A 3,892-nucleotide genomic window follows, 5' to 3' on the forward strand; every position below is an offset into this window, starting at 1 on the left:
AATTATGTGTGTTTCTGAGCGGCTCCCCGGGTTTGAAGTGCGCGCAGATTGTCTACGTTGAGGTGTGCGAATTTTCGTGACCGGCGCGACCGGTTATGTCGGGTCGCGGCTGGTCACCTCGCTACTCGAGGCTGGCCACACGGTGCTGGCCGCAACCCGTGCCCCTGCGCGGCTCCGCGATTTCGGGTGGTACGACGACGTCATACCGGTGAGGCTGGATGCCTCCGACGCCGAATCGGCGCATGCTGCGCTGGCCGACGCGGGGCCGATCGACGTCATCTATTACTTGGTGCACGCGATCGGACAACCCGGCTTTCGCGACGCCGATCGCGCCGCTGCCGAAAATGTCGCCGCCGCGGCCAAGAGCAGAGGCGTGCGCCGGATCGTGTACCTCGGTGGTTTCGTTCCCTCTGATGAGGGGTTGTCCGAGCATCTGTCCAGTCGAGCCGAAGTGGCGGCGGCGCTGAGTGTCGACGGCGGCGCCGAAGTGGTGTGGCTAGGCGCCGCGGTGATTTTCGGGGCGGGATCGACGTCGTTCGAGATGCTGCGCTACGTCGCAGACCGATTTCCGGTGATCCCGGTCCCGAAATGGATGGGAAATCCGATCGACCCGATCTCGATCCGCGACGTGCTGCACTACCTTGTCGCAGCCGCCGACTCCGAGCGGGTTCCTGCGGGCGCGTACGACATCGCCGGCCCGGACACCACCTCCTACCGCGAGCTACTGAAGGCCTATGCGCGTATCGCCGGCACATGGCAGACCGGTCTTCCGGTGTGGGGAATCGACACCACGGTTGCCTCATGGGTGACTGCGCTGGCGCTGCCGGTGCCCGATGGACTGGCCGCCGACCTGGTCGAGTCGCTGGACTATCCGATGCGGGCCACCGGCGTCGGCCTGCGCGACCTGGTTCCCGATCCGGAGGGTGGCCTGCTGTCGATCGAAGACGCGATCAGCCGCTCGCTGTCCAATCGCCGGCCGCGCCCGGTCGACGAGCTTGCGGATCCACACCACCTGGCCGACAGCGATCCGGCCTGGGCTGGCGGCGATGCACTGCGGTTGCGGCGGCTTGCGTGCATAGTGACACCATCGATCGCACGACCCGGCATCGGTTTGGTGGATATTGTCCCCGGTCCGATCGCCGGTGCGATCCGCACCGGACTCGATATCCTGATCGCTCTCACACCGAAAGTGCATCTGCAATGACATCCGCTAGCGCCGATGCAGAGCGTGGCGATGAGGAGGAGCAGCGCGATGACTGACGTGTCTGACCGGCCCAGCGCTCTGGAAGAGATCCGCCGCGGCATCGTCAATGTCGCTGTGCCGCACAACGAACCACCTGGCGTCGTGCGGCGCCGGCGGGTGGTCGTCGCGATCGTGCTGGTGCTGGGCGTCGCTTCGCTGGGCCTGGCGCTGCGACGGCACCCCGGCGAGCCTGCGTTCTACTGGTGGTCGTTGGCGCTGGCCGCCGTGTGGGCGCTCGGTGCCTTCATCTCCGGACCGTTGCATCTCGGCGGCGCCCGATGGCGTGGCCGCAATCAGCGCCCGGTGGTCAGTGGCACCATCATCGGATTGCTGCTCGGCGCGGTCTTCATCGTGGGCGGTCTGCTCGTTCGGGAGATCCCGGTCGTTGCCGAACTGATCACCCGCCTACTGCGGTACACCGATCAGGGGTCGTGGCGGCTGACCATGGCTGTCGCGCTGCTGGCCGCCGTCGCCGAGGAGCTGTTCTACCGCGGCGCGTTGTACAGCGCGCTGGGCAAGCATCACCCGTTGCTGATCTCAACCGTCATTTACGCAATCGCGACGTTGGCAAGTAGCCGCAACCCGATGCTTGCCTTCGCTGCGATTATCCTTGGCACGGTGTGCGCATTGGAGCGTCGCGCTACCGGCGGGGTGCTGGCGCCGATCCTGACCCACTTTGCGTGGACCCTGGTCGTGTTGCTGGGGTTGCCGCCGCTGTTCGGATTGTGAGCGCTCAGCTGTCGGTGCTCAGTTATCTGTGAAGGCCGGCGTTCGGCGCTGCTGGAAAGCGCTTGCGCCCTCCCGGAAGTCGTGTGAGTTCAGCAAGACGGACTGACCCTCGAGTTCACGCTGCAGGGCGGTCTCCAACTCGGTGAGGGTGGCCGCATTGATGGCCGCCTTGGTCTTGGCGAACGCCACCGCGGGCCCGTGCAGCAGCCCGGACACCACTTTGTCCACTTCGGCCTCGAAGTCGTCGGCCGGGTAGACAGCGCTGATCAGGCCGCTCGCCAGCGCGTCGGTCGCGGGCAATTTCTCGGCCAGCAACGCCATCCGCATCGCGCCGATCCGACCGATCGCAGCGGCGATCAGCGCCGAGGCGCCGCCGTCGGGCATCAAGCCGATCTTGGTGAACGCGAGCATGAAAAACGCTTTGTCCGAAGCTAATACCAGGTCGCAGGACAACGCGATAGAGACGCCGACACCGGCCGCCGGACCCTGAACCACCGCGACGACCGGGCGCGGCAGCGCCGTGATCGCCCGGACCACCCGGTTGGCGGCGAGGATGAGCTCGTCGCCGGGGCCGGCACCCGCCACGTCGTCGGCGCTCATTCCCGCGCCGGAGCAAAACCCGCGGCCGGCGCCGCTCAATCGCACGACCTTTACCCGCGGATCGTTGGCTGCGTGCTCCATCGCGTCGGCGAGTCCTTCGAATACCGGCAGCGTCAGCGAGTTCAGGCTGTCGGGGCGGTCGATCGTCACCGACAGCACGCCGTCGGCGAGGCTGACGGCAAGTCCGTCGACGGGGGCCAGGGCGTCGATTCCAGAATCAATGGCGGTCATGGGATCGACTGTAAGCCACCGGCGTGCAGCGTCCGCCGGACCGACTGCGAAGATGCATTGAAGATAGTGGTGACCCGCTGCGCCCGGCTTCGCCGAGCTGGCGATCGCCACGTCAGCAGTGTTGTCGACAAGGAGGTCGGTTGAGATGGCGGGACCGCTGACAGGGTTGCGAGTCATCGAACTCGCCGGAATCGGGCCGGGCCCGCACGCCGCGATGATCCTCGGGGATCTCGGTGCCGACGTCGTACGCGTCGACCGGCCCGGTGCCGCCGGCTCCGACCCGATGCTGCGCAACCGCCGGTTCGTCATCGCCGACCTGAAGTCCGAGGAGGGACGTGCGCTGGTGCTCAAGCTGGTCGCCAAGGCCGACGTGCTGATCGAGGGTTACCGGCCCGGCGTCACCGAACGGATGGGGTTGGGCCCCGAAGACTGCGCCGAGGTCAACGAGCGGCTGATTTACGGCCGGATGACCGGCTGGGGGCAGACCGGCCCACGCAGTAAGCAGGCCGGTCACGACATCAACTACATCTCGCTCAACGGCGTGCTGCACGCCATCGGCCGGGCCAACGAAAAGCCGGTGCCGCCACTGAACCTGGTCGGCGACTTCGGCGGCGGGTCGATGTTCCTGCTGCTCGGGATCCTGTCGGCGCTGTTCGAGCGGCAGACGTCGGGCAAGGGCCAGGTCGTCGATGCGGCGATGATCGACGGATCCTCGGTGCTGGTGCAGATGATGTGGGGGATGCGCGCATTGGGGTTGTGGACCGACGAGCGCGGCACCAACATGCTCGACACCGGGGCGCCCTACTACGACACCTATGAGTGTGCCGACGGCCGCTATGTCTCGGTGGGCGCCATCGAGTCGCAGTTCTATGCAGCGATGCTGGCCGGACTCGGCCTGGATCCCGCTGACCTGCCAGCGCAGAACGACCGCAGCCGTTGGCCAGAGCTGCGGGCGAAGTTCACCGAAGTGTTCGCCAGCCGGGACCGCGACCACTGGGCCAAGGTGTTCGCCGACTCCGATGCGTGCGTGACGCCGATCCTGGCTTTCGGCGAGGTCGAGACCGAGCCGCATATCACCGAGCGGAACAC

General features: G+C 66.8%; 4 protein-coding genes. 3 read left to right on the forward strand and 1 reads right to left on the reverse strand.

Annotation, left to right across the window (positions count from 1 at the left end):
- Positions 1-64: 64 nt before the first annotated feature.
- Positions 65-1,204, forward strand: a complete 1,140-nt coding sequence (locus WAN02_RS29830) for an NAD(P)H-binding protein (protein WP_422268988.1) — start codon at positions 65-67, stop codon at positions 1,202-1,204.
- Positions 1,205-1,252: 48 nt separating this feature from the next.
- Positions 1,253-1,972, forward strand: a complete 720-nt coding sequence (locus tag WAN02_RS29835) for a type II CAAX prenyl endopeptidase Rce1 family protein (RefSeq protein WP_422268989.1) — start codon at positions 1,253-1,255, stop codon at positions 1,970-1,972.
- Positions 1,973-1,990: 18 nt separating this feature from the next.
- Here the strand turns inward: WAN02_RS29835 and WAN02_RS29840 are convergent, their stop codons facing one another.
- On the reverse strand, positions 1,991-2,803 hold the full coding sequence (locus tag WAN02_RS29840) for an enoyl-CoA hydratase (protein WP_422268990.1): 813 nt from the start codon (positions 2,801-2,803) through the stop codon (positions 1,991-1,993).
- Between the two features lie 145 nt (positions 2,804-2,948).
- Here WAN02_RS29840 and WAN02_RS29845 point away from each other — a divergent pair.
- Positions 2,949-3,892 (forward strand): CaiB/BaiF CoA transferase family protein (locus WAN02_RS29845; protein WP_422268991.1); only part of this gene is annotated, 944 nt, incomplete at its 3' end.

Origin of the sequence: Mycobacterium sp. (assembly GCF_049281135.1) — a bacterium.
In the GTDB taxonomy this organism is placed as follows: domain Bacteria; phylum Actinomycetota; class Actinomycetes; order Mycobacteriales; family Mycobacteriaceae; genus Mycobacterium.

Excerpts from the sequence above, each read along its gene's own strand:
- WAN02_RS29840 (WP_422268990.1), bottom strand. The coding sequence starts at position 2,803 with ATGACCGCCATTGATTCTGGAATCGACGCCCTGGCCCCCGTCGACGGA.
- WAN02_RS29835 (WP_422268989.1), top strand. The coding sequence starts at position 1,253 with ATGACTGACGTGTCTGACCGGCCCAGCGCTCTGGAAGAGATCCGCCGC.